21 protein-coding genes and 1 CRISPR repeat array are annotated in these 24,607 nt (G+C 66.1%); of the genes, 2 read left to right on the top strand and 19 right to left on the bottom strand.

Going from position 1 to position 24,607, the window contains the following annotated elements:
• Positions 1 to 11 precede the first annotated feature (11 nt).
• The 17 genes from GE073_RS04150 to GE073_RS25915 form a co-directional block, all read right to left on the bottom strand.
• Positions 12 to 1,250 (bottom strand): hypothetical protein, encoded by a 1,239-nt coding sequence (locus tag GE073_RS04150; RefSeq protein WP_153782820.1) that lies wholly within the window; start codon positions 1,248 to 1,250, stop codon positions 12 to 14.
• Positions 1,251 to 1,366: 116 nt separating this feature from the next.
• Entirely contained in the window at positions 1,367 to 3,004 is a 1,638-nt protein-coding gene (locus tag GE073_RS04145) for an FAD-dependent oxidoreductase (RefSeq protein ID WP_153782819.1), read from the bottom strand.
• Positions 3,001 to 4,293, bottom strand: coding sequence for an ROK family protein (locus GE073_RS04140; RefSeq protein WP_153782818.1), 1,293 nt, complete (start codon positions 4,291 to 4,293; stop codon positions 3,001 to 3,003). Before GE073_RS04140 ends, GE073_RS04145 begins: the two co-directional genes overlap by 4 nt.
• 19 nt (positions 4,294 to 4,312) lie before the next feature.
• Positions 4,313 to 5,152 (bottom strand): MurR/RpiR family transcriptional regulator, encoded by an 840-nt coding sequence (locus GE073_RS04135; RefSeq protein ID WP_153782817.1) that lies wholly within the window; start codon positions 5,150 to 5,152, stop codon positions 4,313 to 4,315.
• Positions 5,130 to 5,843, bottom strand: coding sequence for an N-acetylmannosamine-6-phosphate 2-epimerase (locus GE073_RS04130; RefSeq protein ID WP_153782816.1), 714 nt, complete (start codon positions 5,841 to 5,843; stop codon positions 5,130 to 5,132). The genes GE073_RS04135 and GE073_RS04130 overlap by 23 nt, the downstream gene beginning before the upstream one ends.
• 4 nt (positions 5,844 to 5,847) lie before the next feature.
• Positions 5,848 to 7,428 carry a DUF4127 family protein gene (locus GE073_RS04125; RefSeq protein WP_153782815.1) on the bottom strand — a complete coding sequence of 527 codons (1,581 nt, stop codon included), beginning with the start codon at positions 7,426 to 7,428 and terminating at the stop codon, positions 5,848 to 5,850.
• A gap of 1,623 nt (positions 7,429 to 9,051) precedes the next feature.
• Positions 9,052 to 10,041 carry a carbohydrate ABC transporter permease gene (locus GE073_RS04120; RefSeq protein WP_228551260.1) on the bottom strand — a complete coding sequence of 330 codons (990 nt, stop codon included), beginning with the start codon at positions 10,039 to 10,041 and terminating at the stop codon, positions 9,052 to 9,054.
• Positions 10,038 to 10,925 (bottom strand): carbohydrate ABC transporter permease, encoded by an 888-nt coding sequence (locus GE073_RS04115; RefSeq protein WP_043111755.1) that lies wholly within the window; start codon positions 10,923 to 10,925, stop codon positions 10,038 to 10,040. The genes GE073_RS04120 and GE073_RS04115 overlap by 4 nt, the downstream gene beginning before the upstream one ends.
• Positions 10,926 to 10,947: 22 nt before the next feature.
• Positions 10,948 to 12,414 (bottom strand): extracellular solute-binding protein, encoded by a 1,467-nt coding sequence (locus GE073_RS04110; protein WP_228551259.1) that lies wholly within the window; start codon positions 12,412 to 12,414, stop codon positions 10,948 to 10,950.
• A 280-nt stretch (positions 12,415 to 12,694) separates the two neighbouring features.
• Entirely contained in the window at positions 12,695 to 12,952 is a 258-nt protein-coding gene (locus GE073_RS04105; RefSeq protein ID WP_101808546.1) for a hypothetical protein, read from the bottom strand.
• A 115-nt stretch (positions 12,953 to 13,067) separates the two neighbouring features.
• The gene (locus GE073_RS04100; protein WP_153782814.1) at positions 13,068 to 13,985 is read right to left on the bottom strand and encodes a DNA translocase FtsK 4TM domain-containing protein; all 918 of its coding nucleotides are present in this window, start codon (positions 13,983 to 13,985) and stop codon (positions 13,068 to 13,070) included.
• A 97-nt stretch (positions 13,986 to 14,082) separates the two neighbouring features.
• Positions 14,083 to 14,376, bottom strand: a complete 294-nt coding sequence (locus GE073_RS04095; RefSeq protein WP_028600238.1) for a hypothetical protein — start codon at positions 14,374 to 14,376, stop codon at positions 14,083 to 14,085.
• Between the two features lie 430 nt (positions 14,377 to 14,806).
• A complete protein-coding gene (locus GE073_RS04090) occupies positions 14,807 to 15,700 on the bottom strand; it encodes a hypothetical protein (RefSeq protein ID WP_153782813.1) in 894 nt (297 codons plus the stop codon).
• Between the two features lie 498 nt (positions 15,701 to 16,198).
• The gene (locus tag GE073_RS04085) at positions 16,199 to 16,765 is read right to left on the bottom strand and encodes a histidine phosphatase family protein (RefSeq protein WP_153782812.1); all 567 of its coding nucleotides are present in this window, start codon (positions 16,763 to 16,765) and stop codon (positions 16,199 to 16,201) included.
• Positions 16,762 to 17,064: a Dabb family protein gene (locus tag GE073_RS04080; RefSeq protein ID WP_153782811.1), complete on the bottom strand. Its 303-nt coding sequence runs from the start codon at positions 17,062 to 17,064 to the stop codon at positions 16,762 to 16,764. The genes GE073_RS04085 and GE073_RS04080 overlap by 4 nt, the downstream gene beginning before the upstream one ends.
• Positions 17,065 to 17,085: 21 nt before the next feature.
• Positions 17,086 to 17,964 (bottom strand): DUF4362 domain-containing protein, encoded by an 879-nt coding sequence (locus GE073_RS04075; RefSeq protein WP_153782810.1) that lies wholly within the window; start codon positions 17,962 to 17,964, stop codon positions 17,086 to 17,088.
• A 173-nt stretch (positions 17,965 to 18,137) separates the two neighbouring features.
• Positions 18,138 to 19,589, bottom strand: coding sequence for an aminoglycoside 6-adenylyltransferase (locus GE073_RS25915; RefSeq protein WP_194843263.1), 1,452 nt, complete (start codon positions 19,587 to 19,589; stop codon positions 18,138 to 18,140).
• 101 nt (positions 19,590 to 19,690) lie between these two features.
• Here GE073_RS25915 and GE073_RS04065 point away from each other — a divergent pair, with 101 nt between their 5' ends.
• The gene (locus GE073_RS04065) at positions 19,691 to 20,734 is read left to right on the top strand and encodes an LLM class flavin-dependent oxidoreductase (protein ID WP_373864132.1); all 1,044 of its coding nucleotides are present in this window, start codon (positions 19,691 to 19,693) and stop codon (positions 20,732 to 20,734) included.
• Positions 20,735 to 20,819: 85 nt separating this feature from the next.
• Here GE073_RS04065 and GE073_RS04060 read toward each other — a convergent pair whose 3' ends face one another.
• Positions 20,820 to 21,395, bottom strand: coding sequence for a GNAT family N-acetyltransferase (locus tag GE073_RS04060; RefSeq protein WP_052333535.1), 576 nt, complete (start codon positions 21,393 to 21,395; stop codon positions 20,820 to 20,822).
• 251 nt (positions 21,396 to 21,646) lie between these two features.
• On the opposite strand from GE073_RS04060, the gene GE073_RS04055 reads away from it, so the two are divergent.
• Positions 21,647 to 22,714, top strand: coding sequence for a copper amine oxidase N-terminal domain-containing protein (locus GE073_RS04055; protein ID WP_153782808.1), 1,068 nt, complete (start codon positions 21,647 to 21,649; stop codon positions 22,712 to 22,714).
• Positions 22,715 to 23,084: 370 nt separating this feature from the next.
• A CRISPR array of direct repeats spans positions 23,085 to 23,386; the repeat unit is 33 nt; unit sequence GTCGCTCCCCGTACCGGGAGCGTGGATTGAAAC.
• 459 nt (positions 23,387 to 23,845) lie between these two features.
• Here GE073_RS04055 and GE073_RS04050 read toward each other — a convergent pair.
• Positions 23,846 to 24,451, bottom strand: coding sequence for a GNAT family N-acetyltransferase (locus tag GE073_RS04050; protein WP_153782807.1), 606 nt, complete (start codon positions 24,449 to 24,451; stop codon positions 23,846 to 23,848).
• Positions 24,452 to 24,607 lie beyond the last annotated feature (156 nt).

Raw genomic sequence — 24,607 nt, 5'->3', positions numbered from 1 at the left:
CCGGAATCGGCCTACTTGTTCGTAAAGTACAGCACCTGCGGCCCCGATGAGCCGCCGGTCAGGCTGAGCCGCGACGGCACCGTCTTGCCCTTCTTGCCGACCTTGAGCTCGGCGAACTGCCATGCCTGGGTGTAGTTCAGGTAGCCCGAGCTGAGCCGCTTGTTCGCCCAGCCGAGCGTATAGTGGCCCGAGCCGCCCGAAGGATTGAGATAGACGCCGACCGTGCGCTTGCCCTCGCTCGTATTGTCGATCTGCACGTTGAAGTCGTAGATGACGCCGTAGTTGCCGCTGTTGACGACGCTCTCGCCGGTCGTCGCGTCGACGCCCGGCTCGTACTCGCCCGGCATGAAGTCGGCCCACTGGCCCGACGGCGCGGACGAGACGCGGATGAGCGCATTGCCCAGCGAGGTGTCGTAGACGAGCGTGCCCGTGCGGTCATAATGCGGGAACGTGCCCCGCACATGCTTGTCGCGCGGCAGGATCGGCTCCGCGAGCGGATCGGGACGCGCGCCGGCGTAGCCGAGCGTCGTCACCGTGACCGGCGCGCTGCCGCCGCCGGGCGCTTCGGCGCGCAGCTGCAGGAAGCCGCTCGCCGTGTACGTGACCGGCACCGCATGCGACACCCAGTAGCTTTGCCCCGGCAGCAGCACGGCGACCGGACGGCGCGAGCCGCGGTCGGCCAGGAACGCCTCGAGGCCGATCTGGCCGGCGATGTCCGGGTAGTAATCGACCCCGGCGCCGGCTCCTTCCTCGTAGAGCTTGACCTTGTAGCCGCTCGTGTTCGTGACGGCGACGGCGACCTGCAGCTCCGCGCCGGTCTTGTTGTAGTGGTGGTAGAACACCCGGAACGAGCCGCTGACCGTATCCCGGTAAAAGCCTCCCGGAGTCGTCGGCGACTCCGGCGAATCGCTCAGGATGAGCGGTCCGCCGGCAGGCGAGAGCGCCGGCTTGCTCAAGGCGACGGCCGGCTTCAGCGTCTCGATCGGCACGATGAGGTTCGGCGTGGCCATCGCCGCCGCCTGCAGCGAGGCCGAGCCCGACGCGCTCCCGCCTCCGAGCCCGGCGGCCGCGGAGGCGTCCCGTTCCGGCAGCGGCGTCCCGTCCGCGGCGCGCAGCGCGGCGGCGCTGCCGCCCTCCGGCTCCGCCGCGCCGAGCCCCGCCTGCGGCGAGGCCATCGCCGATCCGCTTGCCAGCAGCGCTGCGGCCAGTACGGCCGGCAGCAGCTTTTTCCCGTTCCATCTTCTTCTCAACGTATCCCTCCTCCAAAATGATCATTCCCGACCCGGCGTCCCGGCATGCCTGAAGCATGCCGTCCTTCCGCTTCGCTTCGGAGCGGCCACCACCTCCTTCGAGAGTTGCGGCTGGCTTACTTCGGCGCTTCCACGACCTCCTGCGCGACCTGATCCGACCAGTGCAGCTGCACGCCATGCGCGCTCAGCCGCTCCTGGTAGCCCGTCCGCAGCGCCGCGTCGCCGTGCACCTCGCGCGGACGGCGCGAGACGTCGAGGCAGTACGCCGCGAGCAGCCCGGCCGCCTCGCCGACGTTCCACTCGGTCGGATGGAGCCGGTAGCAGCCGTTGGAGATCTGGGTGACGCCGATGTTCTTGCACGCGGGCAGCAGATTGGCCGTGCGGACCGGGATCAGCGCGCCGAGCGGAATTTCGTACGGATAGCTCGGGATGTAGAAGCTGCGATGCGTGACGGTCGTATGATGCAGGTCCAGATGGTAGCTGCCGACGCCGACGCTGTCCTCGTACCGCCGGATGCCCTCCGCGCCGCGCAGCTCCTTGCTCACGTCCGCCTCGGTCACCGTCTGCAGCGCGCGGATGCGCCGCGACTCGCGGATATAGACCGACTTGGCGAGGCCGTCCTCCGTGCCGACGATGTCGCCGCGCAGCCGCAGGCCGGGCCAGCCCTTGCCCCCGTCCAGCCGCGGCGCGTCCGTCTGCAGCCAGTACACGACGGACAGCGTCAGCTGGCGCGCGGCGTACAGCCGGTCGCGGCGCACGTCGTCCGGCACGTCCATGATGGAGCCGAGATAGTAGTCGTTCTGCGCCCAGTTGAGCAGCGACTGCTCGCCGGGATAGAGCGGGACGGCCAGATGGCGCGGGTCGATGATGCGGCGGTAGTCCCACAGCGACGTGACGCCCTGGTCGTTCGGCAGCAGCGTGAACTCCTTCTTCTTGGTCGTATCGTTCGCGTCGGTGGCGAACCAGCTCAGCAGCGGATACGGGCTGAAAGGCGGCACGAGCCGGCTCCAGTAGCCGAACATCTCCGGCGGCTTTTCTGGCTTGAAATCGGCTCCCGGCACGTACTCCATCGCGCCGACATGGGTGAACGCCTGCACGTCGTCCGGCAAAGCCTCCTCCGGTGCATGCGGCTCCCCGGTCTCGGCGCGCGACTCCGCTCCGATCCGGTACTCCGTGCCGGTCAGCGGCAGCAGCTCGCCGGTCTCCGTCGCATCGAGCACATAGGCTCCGGCGAGCTCGATCCGGCGGCTGCCGCCGCGCACGCTCACCGTCACCGAGCGCACCTCGTCCCCCTCGACCTGCGCCGAGGCGGGAGAGGCATGATAGAGCACGCGCAGCCGTCCGCTGTTTACATACGGCGCGAGCATCGCCTGCAGCACGGCAAGCGCGACGCGCGGCTCATGCGCGAGGCGGCTCACCCAGCCGCTGCCGGGGTTGAGGATCGGGTTGGCCCGCGCCTGCTCGGTGAGCGGATAGCTGTCGCGGTAGTAGTCGCGGATGCGCTCGCGCAGCTCGCGGAATGACGCCGTGCAGCCCTCCGTCTCGATCCAGCGATGCTCGTCGGGCGGCACCGCCTGCGAGGTGAGCTGACCGCCGATCCAGTCGGTCTCCTCCGTCAGGATGACGCTTTTGCCGGCGCGTGCCGCGGCCAGCGCGGCCGCCGTGCCGCCAAGGCCGCCTCCGATGATGACGATGTCCGCCTCCAGACGCTCGTCCGGACGCTTGCCGCCTCTCTGGCTTGTCGGTTCGTTCATGACGATTCCTCCTTCGTGATGCCGGGCTCAAGGCCGGCTTCGTTGCTGCTGGCGATGCCGCCTTCGTCGGCGCCGGAGCGGGCCAGGCCGCCGTCCAGCCGCTCGGCCGCCATCAGCGCCGCGCCGATGCAGCCGGCGAGCGGACCGAGCTGCGCCGGGACGACGGTCAGCCTGGCCGCGCCCTCCGCCGCCAGCGCCTCGTCCAGCAGCGGCCGCCAGGCGGCCAGCGACTCGGCTCCGCCGCCGCCGAGCACGACGGCCGCAGGATCGAGCCCCGCCTGCAGGTTGGCGAGAAAAAGCGCCAGCCGCGCCGCGTACTCCCGCATCGCATCCTGCGCCGCGCCGTCGCGCTCGAACAGCAGCCGCTCCAGCTCCGCAGGCGACAGGCCCGGCCGGCCCAAGCGACGCGACGCGCCGTGCATCAGAGCGGAGCCGGACAGGTACGTCTCCGCGCAGCCGCGGCGGCCGCAGTTGCAGGGCCGCCCGCCCGGCACGAGCACGGCGTGGCCCCATTCGCCGCCGCTCCAGCCGGCGCCGCGGAGAAGCCGGCCGCCGGCGAGATTGGCGCCGCCGACGCCGGTGCCGAGCGTCAGCAGGACGGCGTCGGGCAGGCCGCGCGCGGCCCCGAGCCGCGCCTCGCCGAGCAGCGCGGCGTTGGCGTCGTTGTCGGCGCAGGCCGGCAAGCCGAAGCTGCGCTCGGCCCACTCGGCCAGGCGCAGCCCGGTCCAGCCGGGCAGATTCGCGGTCGCGTACACGACCGCGCCGCGCTCCGCGTCGATGCGGCCGGCGCTGGCGATGCCGAGCGCGGCCGCGTCCGGGCAGCGCTCCAGCAGCTCGAGGACGAGCGCCTCCGCGGTCCGCAGCACCGCCTCCCGGCCGCGCGCCGCCTCGGTCGGGAGAGAAGCCTGCGCGAGCAGCCGCCCGCTCGGCGAGAGCACGGCTCCCTTGATGCCGGTGCCGCCGATGTCGATGCCGAGGATCGGCTTTGCCCGGGCGATGCCGGTTCTGCGGCGCTCGTCCGGCGGGCTTTCTCGGGCGATGCCGGTTATGCGGCCGTCCGGCGGGCCTTCTCGGGCGATGCCGGTTCCGTGGCACTCGTCCGGTGGGCCTTCTCGGGCGATGCCGGTTCCGCGGCGCCCGTCCGGCGGGCCTTCCCGGGCGACGACGGTTCCGCGGCGGCCATCCGGCGGGCCTTCCCGGGCGATGCCGGTTCTGCGGCGGCCGTCCGGCGGGCCTTTCCCGGTGACGCCGCCGTCAGCGGGGCCGACGGCTTCCTTTTCCCGGCTCATGCTCGCTCCCCCTCCCGTCTCAATAGATCCGCTCGATGACCGCCTTGGCCATGCGCTCGCGCATCTCGCGGGTGCGCGGCAGGTCGTGGCGGGCCAGACCCTCGCAGATGAGGTCGATGACGAGCAGCTGCGACATCTTGGCGCCGATGGACCCGCCCTCGAGCGGCGACTCCTTGCCGGCGGTCAGCAGCACGAGATCGGCCTCCGCCGTGATCGGCGACTTGGCATAGTTCGTGATCGCGATGATGTACGCGCCTTGCTGGCGCGCCTTGGACAGCAGGTCGACCGTGTCGAGCGTGCTGCCGCTCAGGCTGATGCCGATGGCGACGTCGCCCCGCCCCATCGTCACCGCCATCATCGCCTGGATATGGGCGTCGGTCGCCGCTTCGGCCCGGAGGCCGATGCGGAGCAGGCGGTTTTTGGCGTCGAGCGCCGTCAGCCCGGACGTGCCGACGCCGAACAGCTGCACATAGCCCGCCTCGTGGATGCGCCGCACCGCCTCGTCCAGCTTGGTCCGGTCGAGCAGATCCATCGTGTCGGCCAGGATCGAGGCGAGCTCGCGGTGGACGAGCGCCGGGAAGTCGCCGTCGTCCTCGCCCGCCTCGGGCGAGCCGTCCCGCGCCTGACGATGGGGGCTGTAATCCTGGGCGAGCGCCAGCTTGAAGTCCTGGTAGCCTTTGAACCCGATCGCCCGGCAGAAGCGCATCACCGTCGTCTCGCCTACGCCCGACAGATCCGCCAGCTCCGTGACGGAGCGGTACATGATCGACTCCGAGGCGCCGAGCACGTAGTCGGCGACCTTCTGCTCGGACTTCGTGAGCGAAGGGTAGTACGAGCTAACTTTTAACTTTAGATCCATCGGATCGCTCCCTCCCGCCCGCCGCTGCCGCGGCAAAACGTTCCGTAATGAGCTGCGGCCGCGTAATCGCCGAGCCGACGACGACCGCATGCGCGCCTCTGGCCAGCAGCGCCGGGATCTGCGACGGCTCGGTAACCCGGCCTTCGGCGAACACCGGCACGTCCAGCCGCTGCGCCGCGCGCTCGACGAGCGCGTAGTCGGGGCCGGTGCGGCTGACCGAGTACGGCGTGTAGCCCGACAGCGTCGTGGACACGCAATCCGCTCCGATCCGCTGCGCCTCGATCGCCTCCTCCAGCGTGCTCACATCGGCCATCGCGGGCACGCCCCGCTCCTGCATCCGCCGCACGAGCTGCGCCGCGGAGCAGCCGCCCGGACGCGCGCGCAGCGTCGCGTCGAAGGCGATCATGTCCGCCCCGGCGTCCAGCAGCTCCTCCACCTCCCGCAAAGTCGGCGTGATGTAGACCGGGCTGCCCGGATAGTCCCGCTTGACGATGCCGATGACCGGCAGCCCCGTCGCCTCCTTGATGCTGCGCACGTCCCCGGGTCCGTTGGCCCGGATCGCCTTCGCCCCGCCCTGCTTCGCGGCAAGCGCCATGCGCGCCATGATGTCCGCTCCGTGGAGCGGCTCCTCCGGCAGCGCCTGGCAGGAGACGATCAGTCCCCCTCTCACTTGCTCCCATAGGGTCGCCATGTCTTCACTCCCTGTCTTCGCTGATCGTCGGCCTTCCCGCATCGCCTTCCGTCGCCTCTACCCGCAGCCCGACCTCGAACATGCGGCTCCACGGCAGGCGGCAGTCCTCGATGCGGATGCGGAGCGGCCCGTCGTTGAACCCCTCCCGTTCCAAAAACAGCTCCAGCGCCTCCCGCACGAGCCGCGCCGCTTCGCCGCGCTCGCCGTCGACGTTGAAATAGTCCATGCCCCGCTCCCGGATGACGCCGTCCGCCAGCGGCCGGCGGACAGCGGCGCAGTAGCCGTAGTCCTCGGCGATGCGCAGCCCGAGGAAGTCGAGCTGCGCCGGCGTGCGGCCGCAGCGGGCATGCTGCAGCAGCAGCTGCGCGATCGCCGTGCCGAGCGTATTGCCGCTCGTATTCCAGCCGGCGATGCCGGCCAGCTCGGGGAGCAGGCCCTTGGCCTGAAGCAGCCGCAGCAGCTGCAGGTCGCCGCCGTTCGCATAAGCGACATCGGCGAGCGCCGCGGGCTTGCCGAGCGTGCGGACCGCATGCTCGGCGTATTCCGCCAGCTCCTGCACGCTGCGCTGCACGTCGTAGGCGGCATTGGGCCGCAGCTGGTCGTTCGACTCCGCCATCGGGCCGCCCGGCGAGTTGACGAGCAGCACGAGCTGCGCGTCCGCGGCGCTCTCGGCGAGCAGCGCTCCTGCCGCCAGCAGCTGCGCCTTGACGCTTTCGCCGAGCGGACGGTCCTCGTAGAGCGGCACGATTTGCGGACCGAGCGTGCTGGCGTAGCGGGCATAGACGAGCGGGCGCGATTGGCTGGTCCGCTCGACCGCGAGCCGGGCGAGCAGCGTGCAGCCGGCCTCGTCCGCGCCGGGATACATGAGCGTGCGCGTCTCGGCGCCGAGCTCGCGGATGCGCTGGCGGACGGCCTGCTGGTCGAGCGCGGTCCAGCCGTACGGCGCCGCGTCGTCCTGCGGCAGCGCGAGGAAGTCGATCGTGCCGTCGGCCGCCAGCTCGAGCGAGGCGCGATTGGCGGAGGCGTTGACGGCGCGTCTTTCCAGGTAATCGTCGCGCACGTCCTCCGGCAGCCGCATGCGAATGCGGCTCAGCTCATGCTGCTCCTCGGCGATGGCGAGGCCGAGCTGCTCGCGGTGGCCGAGGTAGCCGAGCCGGAACAGCTCCCGCCCCCAGTCGGCGTAATAGTCCGGCTCCTCGTCGCTGCTCGAATATTGCGGACAGCGCATGATGAGGTGGAACGCGTACAGCCGGATGTCCGGCCTGCGCTCGCGGATGCGGCGCAGCCGCTCGAGCGGACGCGCCGCCTCATGCTCGCCGAGCCGATGCAGCCGCGACGGGACGATGCCGCCGTACAGCAGCGTGTCGATCGACACGATCGCCGCCTCGGCGTCCTCGGCCTCGCGCTCCAGCCAGTCGCCGAGCTCGGCGATGCGGCCGGGGCGCTTCTTGCGCCCCATCCACTCGAGCGGCGGCCGGACCAGCTCGAGCTCAGTGTCCCTGGCGAGCAGCCAGGGAAAGTCATAGTTGCAGGGCCGCTCGTCCAGCGGCAGATACACCACCTTGCCCCGCTTCGGATTGTCCATGCTCCTCCTTGCCTCCTTTCGTCGCTTGGCGGCCGGGCGGCGGTCGAAGCCGCTCGGGGAACGGAGCCTCGGGTTCGGCTGGCTCGACTGGCCGCTGGCGCCGCTCCGGGGACGGAACCTCGGGTTCGACTGGCCGCTGGCGCCGCTCCTGGGACGGAACCTCTGGTTCGCCCTTTCCGCTGACGCCGCTCCGGGGACGGAACCTCTGGTTCGACTGGCCGCTGACGCCGCTCCGCGGACGGAACCTCTCTCCGATTCCGCTGAAGCCCAGATTCCTCTGATCTCCTTTTCCGAAACGGAAGGAATCCGGCCTTCAAGGGAACCGCTGCCGCTTCTCCAAGAGGTTTCCGTCCCCTCCGCTCCTGCTCTCGAATCACCATCTGAACGCGCACCTCGAACCCCGAGTAACTCAAGGTTTGTTCGCCTGCAACCAGTTTTTTTCGGGTTGCATCTCACCGACCGCGCTTCTGGATACCTGTAGCCGGACTTTTTCGGGTTGCATCACCCGGACCCCGCTTCCGGACACCTGTAACCGGACTTTTTCGGGTTACAGCTCTCGAATCGCTTTCTGGACACCTGTAACCGGACTTTTTCGGGCTACAGCCCTCGAATCGCTTTTCTGGACACCTGTAACCGGACTTTTTCGGGTTATTGCCTGCCGGGCGCTCTCCTCGAACCCTAGTAACCCGATTTTTTCGAGCTATTCCCCGCCGGACGCCTACCTCGAACCTCAGTAACCCGATTGGCCTCGTGGATCGCACCCGAGTTACTCGGTTTTTCCGCGTTACTCCGACCGTTGGAGCCTTCTTGCCCCCGAGTTACTCGGTTTTTCCGCGTTACTCCGACCGTTGGAGCCTTCTCGCACCCGAGTTACTCGGTTTTTCCGCGCAACTCCGACCATTTGGGCCTTCTTGCCCCCGAGTTACTCGGTTTTTCCGCGCATCTCCGACCGTTGGAGCCTTCTCGCACCCGAGTTACTCGGTTTTTCCGCGCATCTCCGACCGTTGGAGCCTTCTCGCACCCGAGTTACTCGGTTTTTCCGCGCATCTCCGACCGTTGGAGCCTTCTCGCACCCGAGTTACTCGGTTTTTCCGCGTAACACCGATCTTCGTGCGTGTTGCTTTAAGGTTGTGCCCGTATCTTCTTCAGCGAGTAGAAGGTCTGCGTCGTTAACGTTCAGCAGAGCGAACAGTTAACGCGAGCTCGACGCAGCACTTCTATAGTGAAGCTTGGAGCTTCACACCAGAGAACGCGCAGCGGGTCTGGCGATTGGCAAAAGCCTTTCGGCTGCGACTGCGGCCGGGCTCGCCCCGCTTGCTGCGTTCCCGCCAGAGCGGAGCGCCTCCGTTGTCCTGTAGAAGCGGCAGCGGTCGCATTTGTCGGCGGATTCCCTCCTCGTCAGAGGCAGGGAAATCAAGGAATCCGACGACAAGAGCGGATCGGAAGGACAATGGAGAGCGCGCAGCGGGGTTGGCGGACTCCAGCACGGTTCGGCGCGCACAGCGAGCTCGGCAAGCTTCCCGCACGGCTCGCCAGAAACCGGCTTCGGCTCGGCGGGGCCAGCACGGTTCGCTCAGCAACGGTTCCGGCTAAGCGAAGCGGCTTTGCGAACCCCGCCGAAAGCTACCCTTTCACCGCCCCGGAAATGCCCTCCATGTAATAGCGCTGCGTAAACAGGAACACCACGATGATCGGCAGCACCGACAGGATCGTGCCCGCGGCGATCCAGCCGAAGTTGTACGCGAACTGGCCGTTCAGGTAGGTCAGCGCCGACGCGAGCGGATACTGGGCCGGGTCGTCCAGCACGACGATCGGCCAGAGGAAGCTGTTCCAGTACGACATGAACTCCAGCAGCGCGATCACCGCGATGCCCGGCTTGACCATCGGGACCATCAGCCGCCACCAGATGCGCAGCTCCGACGCGCCGTCGACCTTGCCGGAGTCGCGGATGTCGTCGGGCACGCCGAGGAACGTCTGCCGCATGAGGAAGATGTTGAACACCGACACCGCCGAAGGAAGCACGACGCCGAAAAACGAGCCGAGCAGCCCGAACCAGGTGATCGTCAGATAATGCACGACAAGCGCCGTCGCAGAAGGGATGATCATCGTCGCGACGAGCACGCCGAACACGAGCGAGCGTCCCTTGAAGCGCATCTTGGCGAGCGGATACGCCGTCGACAGCGAGAGCAGGATGTTCAGCACGAGGCCGAGGCCGGTGATGATGAGCGTGTTGCCGATGTACTTGGGAAAGTCGATGAAGCTCCACACCTGCGTATAGTTGTCGAGCTTGATGAACGTCGGGAAGATCGCCGGGGGAAACTTGAACACGTTGGTGCCCGGCATGAGCGAGACGCTGAGCAGCCACAGGAACGGCCCCATCATGAACAGCGCGAGCGCCAGCAGCAGCGCATAGCCGACCAGCAGTCCCGGGATGCGGCGGACGAGCCGCCAGCCCCGGCTTCGGCCTGAGCCCGCCGGCTCCGTGCCGCGGCGGCCCGGACCGGCGCCTGCCGTTAGGCCGCCGCGAAGCGGATCTGCTCCTGGCGCGCCGCCCAGAGCTCCCGCCTTGATTTCCGCTGCCGCCGGGCCGCCGCCTTCAGATAAGTTCATCATCCGTAAGGATTCACCCCTCCCTGCCGGTTGAACCGGAACACGATGACGCTCAGCACGCCGACGATGACGCTGACGATGAGGCCGAGCGCGGAGGCGTAGCCGAAGTTCAGCTGCTCCAGGCCCTGCTCGTAGATGTACAGGCTGCTCGTCAGCGTCGACGTGCCGGGCCCGCCCTGCGTCAGCACGAACATCTCGTCGAAGACGCGGATCGCGCCCATGAGCGAGATGAGGCTGCAGAAGAAGATGTACGGCCGCAGCAGCGGAATCGTGATCAGGCGGACGCGCTGCGCGCGCGAAGCCCCGTCGACGATCGCCGCCTCGTAGAGGTCGGCCGGGATCGACTGCAGGCCGGCGAGATACAGCATCATGTAGTAGCCGAGCCCTTTCCACAAGGTGATGAACATGAGCACGTACAGCGCCGTCGAGCTGGTCGACAGCCAGCCGATCTTCTGGTCGGTGATGCCGAGGGTGATGAGGATGTAGTTGACGACGCCGTTCTGGCTGAGCAGCCAGTTCCACATGAGGGCGACGGCGACCATCGACGTCACGACCGGGATGTAGTAGGCCGCCCGGAACGCCTGGATGCCCGGGATGCGGCTGTTGACGAGGATCGCGATCAGGATGGACAGGATCTGCAGCACCGGCACGACGATGATGTAGAGCACGGAGTTCCAGAGCGAGACGAGGAAGCTGTCGTCGGCGAACGCCCGGCGGAAGTTGTCCAGTCCGATGAACTTCGTCTCCCCCAGCACCGAGTAGTCGGTCAGGGCGAGCGGGATGCTGTACACGATCGGGAAAAGCACGAACACGCCGATGACGAGAAGGCCCGGAGCCATGAAGCTCCAGGCCGGCAGCGCGTCGGAAGCAAGCGTTCTTCTGCGCATCGGAATCTCACCGTCCTTGACGTTATTTCGGAGCGATCGCCTCGTTCACCTTGGCGGCGGCAGCCTCGACGCCCGCCTTGACGTCGCCGCCGTTCAGGATGATCTCCTGCAGCTGGCGGGCGATCGCCGAGTTGATGTCGCCGGCGGCCGGGATGCCGAGGTAGTACTCCTGCGCCTTGTCGAGGCTTTTCACCGAAGCGATCTTCGCCTGCGACTCGAGCGTATTGTCGGATTCCGTGAAGAACGGATCCTCGATCGACGCCTTGGTCGACGGCAGCGTGTTCGCGAACTTGGCGAAGGCCGTCTGGTTGGCCGCGTTGGTGACGAAGACGGCGAAGTCGGCGGCGGCCTGCGGGTTCTTGGCGTTTTTCGGCACGACGAGGTTCATCGAGTTGGAATAGATCAGGTCGGCCTTGCCGGTCGGCAGCGGCACGGCGATCGTCTTGGCGTACACGTCGGGCGCCGCCGACTTGAGCTTGTTGATGAATGTCGGTCCCGACAGCTCGAAGGCGACCTGCTCGCTGGAGTAGTATTCGACCTGCTTCTGGAAGTTCGCGTCGTCCTTGACGATGACGCCGTCATCGACGAGCTTTTTCAGCTGCTCGACGACCGCGATGCCGGCGTCCGTGTTGAACGCGGCGCTCTTGCGCTCGTCATCGAGGATCGGCACGCCGTCGCTCGGCAGCAGGTTCGCCCCGAACTGCGTCGCGTAGCCGGCGGCGCCGGTCTTTTCCTTGACCTGGCGCGACCACTCGTACAGCTCCTCCTTCGTCTTCGGCGGGTTGGCCGGATCGAGCCCGGCCTTTTCGACGAGCTCCTTGTTCATGTAGAGCACCTGGGTGCCGGTGTACCAGGGCAGCGCGTACGGCTTGCCGTCGAACACGGTGGAGTCGAAGATGCCGGGGAAAAAGCTGCTCTTCGTCTCGTCCGAGATGAGTGCGCCGAGATCGGCCAGCGCCCCCTTCGTCGCGAGCTGGCTCGCGAACTCGGTGTTGAGGTTGACGACATCCGGCGCGTTTTTGCCGCCGGCCGTGGCGAGCAGCTTGGTCGTGATCGCGTCGTACGGATAGTCCTTCCAATCGACCGTCACGCCGGGATGGGCTTTTTGATACTCGTCGATGAGTCCGTTGATGTAGTCATTGAACGTCGGCTGAAGCGAGATCGTCCAGAACTCCAGCTTCGCTTCCTGCACGGAAGGAGCGGGGCTGGCGCTGTCGCCGGGACTGGCGCCCGGGCTGGCCGTCGGCGCGGAGCCGGGGCCGTTCGAGCCACCGTTGCCGCAGGCGGCTGCCAGCAGCATCAGCGCCGCGAGCGCGCCGGTCGAGGCGAGACGGATCGGATGGAGCGGACGGGAGCTTCGGGAGGCGCGAAGGACGGCTGTCGGCGGAATCGTGGAGCGATGGGCGGTTGAAGCGCTCGAATTACTGCGGTTCGTCGGGTCGGAGGAAGCAGGGGCCAAGCCGGATGTTGCGGAGCTGCGGTTAACCATGTCATGAGCCACCCTCTCTTGATTTCTTGAGACTTGTTGGACAAGTTCTGCAGAAGCCACGGAGCGAATCGATGATGCCGGCCAATCCATGCGGTCGCAAAGGAAGGATGAGGCTATGGAGATTTCGTTAAGTCACCGCTAGTATAACAGCGGTTTCCAGCATTGGGAAGTATTTTTCTCCATATTATTTTTATTTTCTGGAGAATATTTTCGGAATTGGGTATGAAAAAGGCGCCTATCGCGGCGCCATGGACGACCCGGCCGTTCAAGCGGAAGCTGTTCACGGCATGATGGAGATCAGCAGGCTGACGACGTACAGCCCGAGCCCCCACCAGGCGGCGGCATGCTTCTGGTCCTCGTTGAGCTTGGACCTGGGACGAAGCAGGAAATAGAACAGCAGGAAGCCGAGCGGGATCGGAAGAAAGATCAGCCGCAGGCCGAGGGTCGCCAGAAACAGATAGCCGAACAGCTTGAGGAAGAGGAAGTCCTCGTCCTCCTGGCGGCCGTTCAGCAGTACGAGCGCGATGATGACCGGCACGGCGGTAGATCAGCAGGAACAGCATGGTCATGAACCTCCAAGCGTCAAGAGTCGGCTCCTGAAAAAGCCGCGGCAGCAAATAAAAGAGCAGGCAGGCGAACCGGACGGAGACAAGTCAGCCCGGCTGGACGTCCTGCGTCGGAATGACATGCCAGACGAACTTGTCCTCCTTGCCCTGCTCGGAATCCGTCTTGCCGCGCGCCTGCAGGATGTAGCCGTGAACCGGCTCCTCGCCGGCCGGCTTGATGCCGTCCGCCTGCAGCAGGCGCCGGATCGGAGAAGGCTCGACCGGCCCCGCCGGGCCGTTGAACAAGAGGAGCTCGAGCTCACGCAGCTTGGCCGGGCCGCTCGCCGCCTCCATCGTCATCCTCTCCAGATTGTCCGGCGACAAAAGCTGCAGGAATCGCTCCGGATCGATCCGGTACACGCCGGAGGAGCCGCTGGCGAACGAAAGCGCGGCTTCATCGTTCAGAGAGCGGCGCCTCGTCCGCTCGACGATCGCTTGGCCGCTCTCCGGCTCATAGCGCACCTCGATCGTATAGTCTCCCTTGCTGTCGCGGGCCGTGACTTGGTACTGCAGGCTGCGGATACGGCCGTCCGGCTCCTGCACGAGCTGGAACCGGTCGAGCCGCTCGTCCGTCGACTCGCCGCCTCCCGCGATGCGCCGCCAGTCGCCGGCCAGATCGAGCCGCTCCGCCTGTCCGGACTGGACGGCGAAGCTGCGCTCCCGCTCGAACAGGCGCTGATCGAGCGCCGGAATGGCGATTCCGGCGGCGAAAATCGCCAGCCCGGCGATCGCCGCGCCTCTTTTGGCCCGGACGTTAGGCTTGGCCCGAGCAAGGAGCATCAGGCAGATCAAAAAGCCGAGCGGGAACGAGAACGCAGGGAAGCGGAAGGAGAACGCCCCGAGCGCCGCATAGCCGATGAGCTTCCACCCTCGGTGCGGCTCGTCGGGGCTGCTCTTCCGGTACAGCCAGACGAGCCCCGCCGCTGCCAGCAGCGTCGGAACCCATTCCACCCAAGCTGGAACCAACAATCCCACTCCTTTCTACTTTTTCCATCATAGAGAAAAAGCCAGAGGACGGGAAGAAGGAATCTGCTTCCATACCGGACTCATCGCGCCTCGGACGTCAGAAGATCAGTCCGACCACCAGCCGAATGAGAAGCACGCCGAGGCCCCAGAACGCCGCGCTTTCCTTGACGGCCCGGTTGGATCGCATCTTGCCGTGAAGCAGCAGCCAGTAGAGGATGAATCCGAGCGGCACCGGCAGCACGGAGAGGAACAGCACGAAGCCTCCGAGCAGGTAGCAGCCGATCAGCTTGAGGAAGAGCCATTCCTCCTCGCGCTCCCGCTGGGCATACAAGGAAGCCAGAATGACGATCGCCACCAGCAGCCAGAACAGCATAAGCACCGAACCGAGCATGAGCCTCGCCTCCTCGGGTGGAGTTGCCTGAGACGCCTTCCTCCAGCTTATGGCCGGTGAAGCGCTCCCATGTCGCCGCGGACAAAAAGGACGGGCCGAGGCCCGTCCAGGGGGAGGGCCGGAGGGCGGAACGGGAAGGCGGAACGGGAAGGCGGGGCAGGACGGCGGGGCGGGACGGCGGGGCGGGACGGCGGGGCGGGACGGCGGAGCGGGCGAGCCGGAGGTTCAGGGCCCAAGGGGCGAGTCGGAGGTTCAGGGCCCAAGGGGTGAGGCGGAGAGGCGAGCGGGAGGCCGGGCGCGCGAGGAGCGGAATGGGCGAGGACGGGCGAACTCCAGATGGCCGGAAAATCCGGTGAAGACCGGCATCCGCCTGCCGCGGACGCAGCGGCCGAAGCTCGAATCACGCGCTCGCCTGTCGTGGCCGGCCGCTTTAGAACAAGTAGTATGCGGGCGCGGCGCAGCCCTCGAACAGCTCCGGATCGCGGCAGCCGTACACGACGACCGCAGCGGCTGTCTCGTACGGCTCCGCTACGTTCGGCAGCGGCTCGACCTCGCCGTCGTGGCCGATCCGGAAGGCGGGCTGGAAGCCCTTCGGATCCAAAAACGCCGTACCGTTGGCGAACCACATCGTCGGCACCTCCAGCCGCAGCCGGTCCGCATCCGCCCTCTCCGGCGCGGGAGCAAGCTCGGCCAGAACTTCCGGCCGCAGGCGCTCCAGCACCAGTTCGGCGCTTAACCCATCGGGAGGCGAGCCTCCGCCATCTCGGCCGAGCCGCTGCACGACCGCATGGCCTTTCTCCGGCGCGTACTCGACCTGGTAGCGATACGAGCCGTTCCCGCTCCAGACGCTGACCGCATAGTTCAACTGAATCACCGCTCCGCTCCGGTCATAGACGAACTCGAAGCGCTCCAGCCGATCCTCGGAGCTCGCGGCGTCTTCTCCCTTGAACCGCTCCCAGTCATCCTGCAGGGACAGCTGCGAGATCTGGGCCGCCTCCACCGGATAGCTGCGCTCGCGTTCGAGCCAGCTCTGCTCGGCTGCCGGCAAGGCAAGCGCCAGGAAAAACAGCAGCAAGCCCGCGAACGCGGCGCTGTGCTTGGCGGCGCGGTTCGGCTTGGGCTTCGCCTGGAGCAGCAGCAGGAACAGCGCATAGCCGAGCGGCAGCGGGAAGCCGTTCAGGCGCAGCATGAAGGCGCCGAGCAGCAGATAGCCGAGCAGCTTCCAGAGCAGATGGCGCTCCTGCTCCTTGCGGCGGCTATAGATGAAGGCCAGCGCCAGCACAGCCAGCACGGGCAAGGGCCAGAGCCAGGGGGATATCGTCATGGGCGCCTCTCCTTTCACAATCCAGATATCGATATGAACATCGGTTAGACGCGCCATGGGACCGATTCGTTGCGGGGCAGTCCGATGCGCATGCGCCTGCTTGCTTCGAGGCTTACGACGCCTGAGCTCGTTAGACAGCAGAAAACCGCCTGTTGGCGAAGCTAACGACGCGTGAGACGCTTAACCGCTGAAAAACGGCTGAAATCCCTCGTTTTCAGAGGAATTTGGCTTTCTTAGCGTCTGGCGCGTCGTTAGATTCCGGGGAGACGTGAAAAAGAGGCTCTAGCGAGCTGATTCGTCGTTAGAGCCGCAGCATGGGGCAGCTGCGCCGTCATGCACGCTGCCGGCACCATGCCTGGCTCGTGCTCATGCGCGTTCCCTCCATTCGGCGCCGTCCTCTCCTTCCTTACCCGATCCGGGCGGATGATACCGTGAATTCCGTCACACGCATGCCCGCCGGAGGCGAAAAAAACCGGCAGCCCCGCTGCCGGTCCATCGTTACTTGCCGTCCCGGATCGGCCTGATCCGGGCTCCGCCCTCGCCGATCGCGAGCTCGAACACATCGGGATTGCGCATCGCGCGCCACCCGTCATAGCCGAACGCCGGGTCGAACGCCCCGACGAGCAGCGCCAGCAGGTTGCCGTGCGATACCGCCGCCGCGGCCTTGCCCGCGCCCACGCTCCGCTCCAGCTCCGCGATTGCGGCTTGGCCTCGCTCCAGCGCCTCGCGCCCGCTTTCGCCGCCGTCCAGCCGCAGCTCCGGATCGAGGAAGGAGGCGCGCAGCCGCTCCTCCCAATCCGGCAGCGGCGCGGCGGACAGCACGCGCTCGGCCAGCCGCGCGTCCTCCTCGACCGGCAGTCCCGCCGCCGCCGCGAACGGCGCGATCGTATCCAGCGCCCGCAAGTACGGGCTCGAGACGATGCGCTCGATGCCGCGGCCGGCGAGAAGCTCCGCCAGGCGCTCCGCCTGGACCGCTCCCTCCGCCGTCAGCTCGGCCTGCGGCTCCTGACCGGACGCGCGGGCGTGGCGGATCAGGTAGATCGTCTTGTCCGCGGCCGGGCTCATCCGAACGGGTAGTCGACGACGACGACCTGCTCCACGAGCCCTTCCAGCCGCGAGACGAACGCCTGATGCGCCGGATGCGGACCGTAGTCGCGCAGCGCCTCCCGATCCGTGAACGTGACGCGCAGGCCGAGCGTGAAGCCGTGGATGTTGTCCGTCTCCTCCGTCTCGTTGAAGCCGCAGGTCAGCTCGATGATGCCCGGCACCTGCCCCCGCAGCCCGCGCAGCAGCGCGAGCAGCTCCTCCTGCTCGGCCGCCTCCAGCGGCCGGTTGAATTTGAACGATACGAGATGCTCCATCATGGGCTTCTCCTCCTTTTTCATCTAGCTCCCGCCGCCCGTGCCGCTCAGCCGCAGCAGGAACGGCGAGGCTTCCTCGCCGCACTCCGCCAGCGAATAGACCGTATCCTCGCCGGCCTCCCCTTCCTCCAGCCGCTTGCAGAAATAGATCCGGGGATGCTCCTTGGTCGCATAGCCGTCGAAGCGGTCGTCTCTCCGGTAGCGGATCGTGCCGTCTTCAAGCGACAGGTTCTCGAAGATCGGAGCCCCCTCGATCGTATACGACGTGATCTGGACGGCCGCCTCCTCGCCCCGCCCGACCTTCTCGGCGAACGCCTGCCAGACGTCCGCGTTGAACTGTCCTCGGAGGCCGAAAACGACGTCGCCGTTCTTGACAGCTTGCTCGGACGTGTAGCCCTTGCTCAAGACAAGCTCGGCCAGCTGCTTCGCCGCCGCCGCAGAGATCGTGTACCCGGTATGGGTATTTGCGACCTCCATCGCCATGCCCTTCATCCCTTCCGTCCGGGGACCGCCGAGCGGAAGCCACAGATGATACGCCTTCCTCGCGCCGCTCTCGCTCTGCAGCACGAGGTCGAGGTCGGGCTCGGCCACGTCCAGGATGCCCTCGATCCGCTCGCTGGAGCGGATCGCTTCCTCGAAAGGCTCGATCTCCGCGCTCTCCTCGAACAGCGCGAGCGGAGCCGGGTTGACCTCGCCGAAGCCGAGCGAGCGGCTGACGACGGCCGCCCGTCCTTGCTCGGGCAGCGCTCCGGCTTCTGCCTGCGCCTCAGCCGGAGCGGGGCTCCCGGACGAGGCCTGAGCTCCGCTGCCGGACGGCAGCTCCGGCCCGGACGAGCAGCCGCCCGCCAGCAGGCCGGCGAGCAGCAGCGCCGCCAGCGCTTTTGGGTGCAGCATTCGTTTCATGACTTTCCCTCCTCTTCCTTCCTACGGACGCGCTGCATGGAGAAAAGGTTCCCGTCTCGCAAAGAGAGGCGCGTCGGCCATGCGGCAGACACGCCTCGGACGCGCCTCGGGCGCGGGCTGGAGCGCGGCCGCCGCGGTGCCGGGCGGAGCCTTGAATCCGGCCGGCCGGGGCGCTAGCGCTGTCCCGTATCGCTTTTCACCTCGAGCAGATAGCGGCGCACGCGGCGCTCCTCCTCCTCGTCGTACGCCAGGCCCAGCCGGGCGGCGACATCGCGCGCCGACGAGCGGAACAGCTCGGCCATGCGCAGCAGCGCCGTCCAGACCGACTCGCGGTCCGCGGACGGGTAGGTCGCGAGCAGCGCCTGCCACGATTCGGCCGGCAGCCAGCGGTCCAGGTACTTGCCGCTTTTGCCCGTGCTGACGGCGAAGCCGTGCCGAGCTCCCGCCTGCCAGTCCAGCATCTGCAGCAGCATCGCCCGCACCGGGCCGTTCAGATGGTCGAGCGCGTACAGCGGCTCGTCGCGCCACAGCCCCTTGGCGACGTAGGTCGATACCCACCAGAACTCATTCGCGCAGTCGGCGAACTCGCTTCCGCGCGGCGGCCGGACATGGAAGTCCGCGTCGCTCGGCTCCGGCAGCTCCGGCAGCCTGCCGTCCTTGTCGAGCAGGATGCGGGTCAGCCGGTCCTCGGCCAAATATGCGTCCGTCTGCTCCAGCGGGATGAGCCGCAGGTCGATCCGGTTGCCGTCCGCCAGCTGCATCAGATAGGCGAAGCGCCCGCCGCCGTCCGGGGGGATCAGCCCCATCCGCTCCGGCATCTGCAGGATGACGCGCTCGCCGAACACGTCGATCCAGCTGTCGTCGGTGAGGTATGCGTCCAGCTCCGTCACGAGGTAGACGACGTCGTAGTCCTGGAGCTTGTCTCGCGGCGCCAGCGGATTGACGCGCGAGCCGTTCAGGCAGACGGCGCGGACGCGCTCGTCCGCCCGGGCGACGCCAAGGATAAGCGCCGTCATCTCGTCCTCGGAACGGCGCGGCGGACGGGCGGAGTCTTCTCCGGACTCGCTCTCCAGCTTCCGCGCCTCGGCATCTCCAGCCGCCATCCTTTCCGCCGCCTCCGCCCATGCCTCCGCCTCCTGCACGAGCCGCTGCACGAACGGCTGCTTGGCCTCCTGGTATGCATGCGTATCGTCCGGGAACCGCTCCGCCAGCTCGCGCTTATGCTCGCCGTACGCTCGCGCGCGCTCCGGATGCGCCTCCAGATAGTCGCGGAACCGCAGGTGGACGCCGATCTGCGGCGCTCCCGCCTCGAACGCATGCAGATGCGCGGTTCGCCGGTCTCCTCCCTGGGCATAAAAGCGACGTCCAGGAATTCCGTTCTCTCCCTTGGCCTCGTACCCGAGCTGCGCAAAGGCGTCCTCCAGCGCGTCCAGCGCCTGCACGCTGCGCACGACGGCGAGCAGGTCGACGACCGGCTTGGCCCAGCCGATCGCCTCGACCGACGTGCTGCCGATGTGATGCAGCTCCAGCAGCTCGCCGCCGAGCATCGCCTCGAGCCAGGCCATCTCCGTCTCCGCCCGCTCCCGCCATTGCGGCGTCCACGGACGGACATCGGTCTTCCGCATTCCAGCTCCCCCTTTTGACTTACTATAGTTGAGAAACATTATATTTTATAGTATGATGAAGCCATGAAGCATCTAGATTGGAGATGAACGATATGGCATCGATGGAAATCGGCATCAGCACGTTCCTAGAGGCGGCGCCGCATCCGGGGACGGGCCAGCCGAAAAATCACGCCGAGCGGCTGCGCGAGGCGGTCGAGGAGATCGTGCTCGCCGACCAGGTCGGGCTCGACGTCTACGGCATCGGCGAGCATCACCGCCCGGACTACGCCGGCTCCGCGCCGGCGGTCATTCTGGCGGCCGCGGCCGCGCAGACCAAGCATATCCGCCTGACGAGCGCCGTGACGGTGCTGTCGTCCGACGATCCCGTGCGCGTGTACCAGCAGTTCGCGACGCTCGACGGCATCTCGAACGGACGCGCCGAAATCATGGCGGGACGGGGCTCGTTCATCGAGTCGTTCCCTTTGTTCGGCTATAGCCTCGACGATTACAACGAGCTGTTCGACGAGAAGCTCGAGCTGCTGCTCGACATCGCCAAGTCGGAAAAGGTAAGCTGGCGCGGCGGCCTGCGCCCGGCGATCGAGGACCGCGGCGTCTATCCGCGCGCGGTGCAGGATCCGCTGCCGGTCTGGATCGCCACCGGCGGCAACTCTCAGTCGACGATCCGCGCCGGCCTGCTCGGCCTGCCTGTCGCCTATGCGATCATCGGCGGCATGCCGGAGAGCTTCGCGCCGCTCGTCGACCTGTACAAGCGCGCCGCCGCCCAAGCCGGACATGACGTGTCCAAGCTGCAGATCGCGACGCACTCCCACGGCTTCCTCGCCGACACGAAGCAGGCTGCGGCCGACCTGCTGTATGAGCCGTACCGCGCGCAGATGAACAAGATCGGCGCCGAGCGCGGCTGGCAGGCGAGCTTCGACCGCCGGGCGTTCGACGCCGCCTGCGATCCGCGCGGCGCGCTGTACGTCGGCGATCCGGAGTACGTCGCGGAGAAGATCCTGCTGCTTCACAAGAACCTCGGCGTGACGCGCTTCTTCCATCATGTCGACGTCAGCGCCGTGCCGCATCGCGACGTGCTGCGCTCGATCGAGCTGCTCGGTACGAAGGTCGCCCCGATCGTGCGGCGCGAGCTGGCCAAGCTCGGCTGAGCAGCGTCCTCCGGCGGTCTGCCAAGGCCCTCGTCCCTGATCGGGACGGGGGCCTTGGTCGTTGTTTCGCCCGAAACCGGCTGCGCTAGCCGAGCCGGCGCGCCAGCTCGATCTGCCCGAACGTCGAAGCGCTGAGCACGGCGTCGCCGACCACCTTGACCGCCTCGGCGAATCCCAGCGTAACCCAAAAGCGGAGTCCGGTCCAATTTTTCAAATCAACCGCCGCCCTTATCCTGCGAAAGCCGAGAGCTTCGGCCTGCGCGGCGATGCCCTCGACGAGCTCGCGCCCGATGCCAGTCCCCCGCAACGAAGCGTCGACGCCAAAATAACCGATGTACAAATCCTCCTCGCCCGGATAACCGTGGTACAGCTCCAGGATGGCGGCCGGCCGCGCGGCGCCGTCCTCCTCCCGCAGCCAGGCGAGCTGCAGGCGGACCCGATCCGCGCTGCCGCCAGGGGGCACATCGGGATTCCCTTTCAGCACCCGACCGACATAGCCTTCTTCGGCCGAACGGCCGGTCCATTCCGGCAGCGGACCCGCCTCGACGAACAGACGGCTCGCCGCCGTCTCGTCCTCCGGCGACACCTCCCGAACCGTCAGGCGCTCCGTGCTCCAACAGGCGGGAATCAGCTTAGGCGGCCGCTTCGAAAGCCCCGTCATGCCATCACTCCTTCGATTACAATCTAATTAGATTATAATCGAATTTGTGTTGATTGTCGACAGGCGAACGCGTCGCAACTGGAAGAGAATAGCATCGCCTGACGCAGCAGCAACCCGAAAGGTTGCGGTAAAATCAGGTTTTTTTCCGCCTTGGGCATGCAACCTTCCGACGCAGCGGCGCGTTTGGGAGAAGGAAGACGGGTAATAACTCGTATCCAGACCCCCATAACCGAACAGGAGTGACTAAAGCAATGAAAAAACCGACCAAGACGATTCCAGCCCTGCTGTCCGTCGCAGCCCTGTCCCTTGCCGCATCTTCCGTCATCGCCGCCAGCCCGGCGGGAGCGATCGTGCCGATCTCCGCGCCGCTGCCGGACTCGAGCGTCCAGAACGAGCAGCAGCAGCCGGCCGTGCCGAACTATATGAGCGTCACCGGAACGGTGAAGGAAATCTCCGACAGCAAGACGAAGGAAGGCGCCAAGACCGTCTCCCTCCAGGATGACAAAGGCGAGATCATCGCCAACGTGACCGTCTCCGGCGACACCTACGTCGCCGCCCCGGACAAGCTGCAGGCGGGCACGAAGTGGAACGCCTACTACGACGCCAAGAAGCCGATGCTCATGATCTACCCGCCGCAATTCGAGGCCGAGGTGCTCGTGCCGGTCGAAGAAACTGCTTCGTGGAAGGTCGACCGCTTCAAGGCTGCGGAAGGCGACGCCGGACAGCTGATCAGCGAGGACGGCCAGCTCGTGCTCAACGTTTCCGAGCAGACCCCGCTCGTGCTTGAGGACGGCACGGCGTTCACCGGCGACCTGAAGGGCCGCGCCCTGGCGGTCAAATACAGCGTGACGACACGCAGCTTGCCGCCGCAGACGTCGCCGGAGCAGATCGTCGTGCTGTTCGAAGAAGCCGTGCCGCCGATCGGCACGCTGCCGGAGCCAGGCGAAGGCGGAACGATCGACGTCGCCGGCTTCCCGATCGTCGTCGAAGGCAAGAAGCTGGCCGGTCCATCGCCGTATACGAGCAAGGACGGCACGGTCATGGTGCCGCTGCGCGCCGTCGTCGAGGCGCTCGGCCAGAAGCTGACATGGGACGCGTCCACCAAGTCGAGCCGCATCGGCCTCGCCACGACGCTGACGGTCGGCAAGGACTACTACGTCTACAACAAGATGGCTCCAATCGAGCTCGGCGCCGCTCCGGCGCTCGTCGACGGCAAGACGTACGTGCCGCTGCAGTTCTTCCGCGACGTCATGATGCTGAACAACGCCTACGTGTTCGAAGGCCAGATCGACATCAACAACCAGGAGAAGATGGAGTAGGATCTATGGAATGAACGCAGGGCTGTTCCCGACGCCGTCTCACGGCGCGGGGGCAGCCCTGCTTGGCTTTCAGACGGCTTCGCGTGGAGGCAGGTTGGAGGCGATGGAAGCACGGCGCTTCCGGCCCGATAAGGAAGACATTGGCAGCGTAATGAAGATCAAGTATGATTGAAAGTAGAGCGGGTGCTTGGTGCGAATGCCAAGCTCCCATGAAAACCCCGGGGGATTCGCACCTCGAAACTTGTCGAATCGAGCCTGAAATCACACTTTATCGATTATGTCAAGAATGTGGTCATACTTTTTAAGTTGATTGAAGTAGGAAAAGAGGATGGTTACATACCTGCAGGGTATGTAACTGCATTTTTTCGCTGTCGCTCCCCGTACCGGGAGCGTGGATTGAAACCCGAGCAGCACCAGCGAGCCGCAGCCCCAGACCCCGTCGCTCCCCGTACCGGGAGCGTGGATTGAAACATCGCTGACCTGCCGCTGACGCTGAACGACCGCGGTCGCTCCCCGTACCGGGAGCGTGGATTGAAACCTGAGGTGGTTACTGGGCTAGACGCGATCCCCCAGTCGCTCCCCGTACCGGGAGCGTGGATTGAAACCGCAGCTACTACAACAAGGTGCAGATCAAGACGCGTCGCTCCCCGTACCGGGAGCGTGGATTGAAACAGCGGCAAGAAGAAATGGATCATCGTCGGCGCGAGTCGCTCCCCGCATGGGAGCGTGGATTGAAACGAGAACTCGACGCTGATCGGCATGTACTTCATCAAGGTTACTCCCCGTACGGGGAGCATGGGTTGAAACGGTCAGGAGGGCTCGGGGCCAGAAAGGGGCTTTGAGTTACTCCCCCATGGGGAGCATGGACTAAAACTAAACATGGCCACGTATGGCACAATAACATCCTAACGTCGCTTCCTACACGGGAAGAAGGAAGAAATGCCCGAGCTCCAGCGATTAACGCCTGCCACACCTTGCCCTTCCCCGCACTCCCCCAATCCACGACAACGAGAAAACAGGTAAACGCGACATGCTGCCGCGCTTACCTGTTTTGTATTCTTCCCGCAGCCAAAGCTTAATCCAAGTCAGCTAGGCAAGTGTCCGAGATTCCAACAAGAATTTTCCTCATGTCTATTCCGTCATCGCCCTCTCCCCATTGCTCCTTCGGAGAACATAAGAGTTGTACTCATCCTGCTCGATCTCCAGCTTGCCCTGAAAATCAAACCCGCATTTTTCGAGGACTCGATTGGACGGCAGGTTGCGGACAAGCGCGACCGCGCACAGAGCCTCGACATCGGCCTGATCAAACAAGTAGCGTATCATCGCTTGTGCCGCTTGAGCCGCATAGCCTCTGCCCCGATGATCCTTGGAGACGGCGTACATGATCTCGCGGTTCGGCCAGGGCAGCTCATCCTTGATTCCGGAGCAGCACCAGCCGATCAGCTCCCCCGTCTCCTTCAAAATAATCCCCAACCGAAGACGCAGCTCGCCGACGTCTTCTTTTTGCTTGACCGCCTGCAGAAACCGCTTGGTCTCCGGAATCTCATATTGGAGCAGCCACTCCTTGCGCGTATCCTTGGATACGTTCCATCCCGGCAAGTAGGAATGAATCTCCGGCTGCCAGGTCAAGGAGTGAAAACGATCCAGATCCTCGGCGATGAACTCTCTCAGCATGATGTGCTCCCCGTCGAGCCGGAGGATCTGATCCTCCCCGCTAGATGAAACATGATTTCCCATGAATCTGCCCCCTATCGGCCATCGAATGATGTCTTCTCATTCATCCTAACACCGCCGGGAGCTTCAAGGCGGAGCCAAAACGACTATAACGGGTTCCAACCGAAAAAGCGTCCGAACCGCTCGTTAGAACGGTACGGACGCTCCTTCAGTCGTTGC

This window comes from Paenibacillus sp. B01 (assembly GCF_009649995.1).
GTDB lineage: Bacteria > Bacillota > Bacilli > Paenibacillales > Paenibacillaceae > Paenibacillus_O > Paenibacillus_O pasadenensis.
Note: the sequence above shows the minus strand (reverse complement) of the source record. Positions and strands in the feature narration are given on the sequence as shown.

Excerpts from the sequence above, each read along its gene's own strand:
- GE073_RS04145 (WP_153782819.1), bottom strand. The coding sequence starts at position 3,004 with ATGAACGAACCGACAAGCCAGAGAGGCGGCAAGCGTCCGGACGAGCGT.
- GE073_RS04140 (WP_153782818.1), bottom strand. The coding sequence starts at position 4,293 with ATGAGCCGGGAAAAGGAAGCCGTCGGCCCCGCTGACGGCGGCGTCACC.
- GE073_RS04135 (WP_153782817.1), bottom strand. The coding sequence starts at position 5,152 with ATGGATCTAAAGTTAAAAGTTAGCTCGTACTACCCTTCGCTCACGAAG.
- GE073_RS04130 (WP_153782816.1), bottom strand. The coding sequence starts at position 5,843 with ATGGCGACCCTATGGGAGCAAGTGAGAGGGGGACTGATCGTCTCCTGC.
- GE073_RS04125 (WP_153782815.1), bottom strand. The coding sequence starts at position 7,428 with ATGGACAATCCGAAGCGGGGCAAGGTGGTGTATCTGCCGCTGGACGAG.
- GE073_RS04120 (WP_228551260.1), bottom strand. The coding sequence starts at position 10,041 with ATGATGAACTTATCTGAAGGCGGCGGCCCGGCGGCAGCGGAAATCAAG.
- GE073_RS04115 (WP_043111755.1), bottom strand. The coding sequence starts at position 10,925 with ATGCGCAGAAGAACGCTTGCTTCCGACGCGCTGCCGGCCTGGAGCTTC.
- GE073_RS04110 (WP_228551259.1), bottom strand. The coding sequence starts at position 12,414 with ATGGTTAACCGCAGCTCCGCAACATCCGGCTTGGCCCCTGCTTCCTCC.
- GE073_RS04095 (WP_028600238.1), bottom strand. The coding sequence starts at position 14,376 with ATGCTCGGTTCGGTGCTTATGCTGTTCTGGCTGCTGGTGGCGATCGTC.
- GE073_RS04090 (WP_153782813.1), bottom strand. The coding sequence starts at position 15,700 with ATGACGATATCCCCCTGGCTCTGGCCCTTGCCCGTGCTGGCTGTGCTG.
- GE073_RS04085 (WP_153782812.1), bottom strand. The coding sequence starts at position 16,765 with ATGAGCCCGGCCGCGGACAAGACGATCTACCTGATCCGCCACGCCCGC.
- GE073_RS04080 (WP_153782811.1), bottom strand. The coding sequence starts at position 17,064 with ATGATGGAGCATCTCGTATCGTTCAAATTCAACCGGCCGCTGGAGGCG.
- GE073_RS04075 (WP_153782810.1), bottom strand. The coding sequence starts at position 17,964 with ATGAAACGAATGCTGCACCCAAAAGCGCTGGCGGCGCTGCTGCTCGCC.
- GE073_RS25915 (WP_194843263.1), bottom strand. The coding sequence starts at position 19,589 with ATGCGGAAGACCGATGTCCGTCCGTGGACGCCGCAATGGCGGGAGCGG.
- GE073_RS04065 (WP_373864132.1), top strand. The coding sequence starts at position 19,691 with ATGGAAATCGGCATCAGCACGTTCCTAGAGGCGGCGCCGCATCCGGGG.
- GE073_RS04060 (WP_052333535.1), bottom strand. The coding sequence starts at position 21,395 with ATGACGGGGCTTTCGAAGCGGCCGCCTAAGCTGATTCCCGCCTGTTGG.
- GE073_RS04055 (WP_153782808.1), top strand. The coding sequence starts at position 21,647 with ATGAAAAAACCGACCAAGACGATTCCAGCCCTGCTGTCCGTCGCAGCC.
- GE073_RS04050 (WP_153782807.1), bottom strand. The coding sequence starts at position 24,451 with ATGGGAAATCATGTTTCATCTAGCGGGGAGGATCAGATCCTCCGGCTC.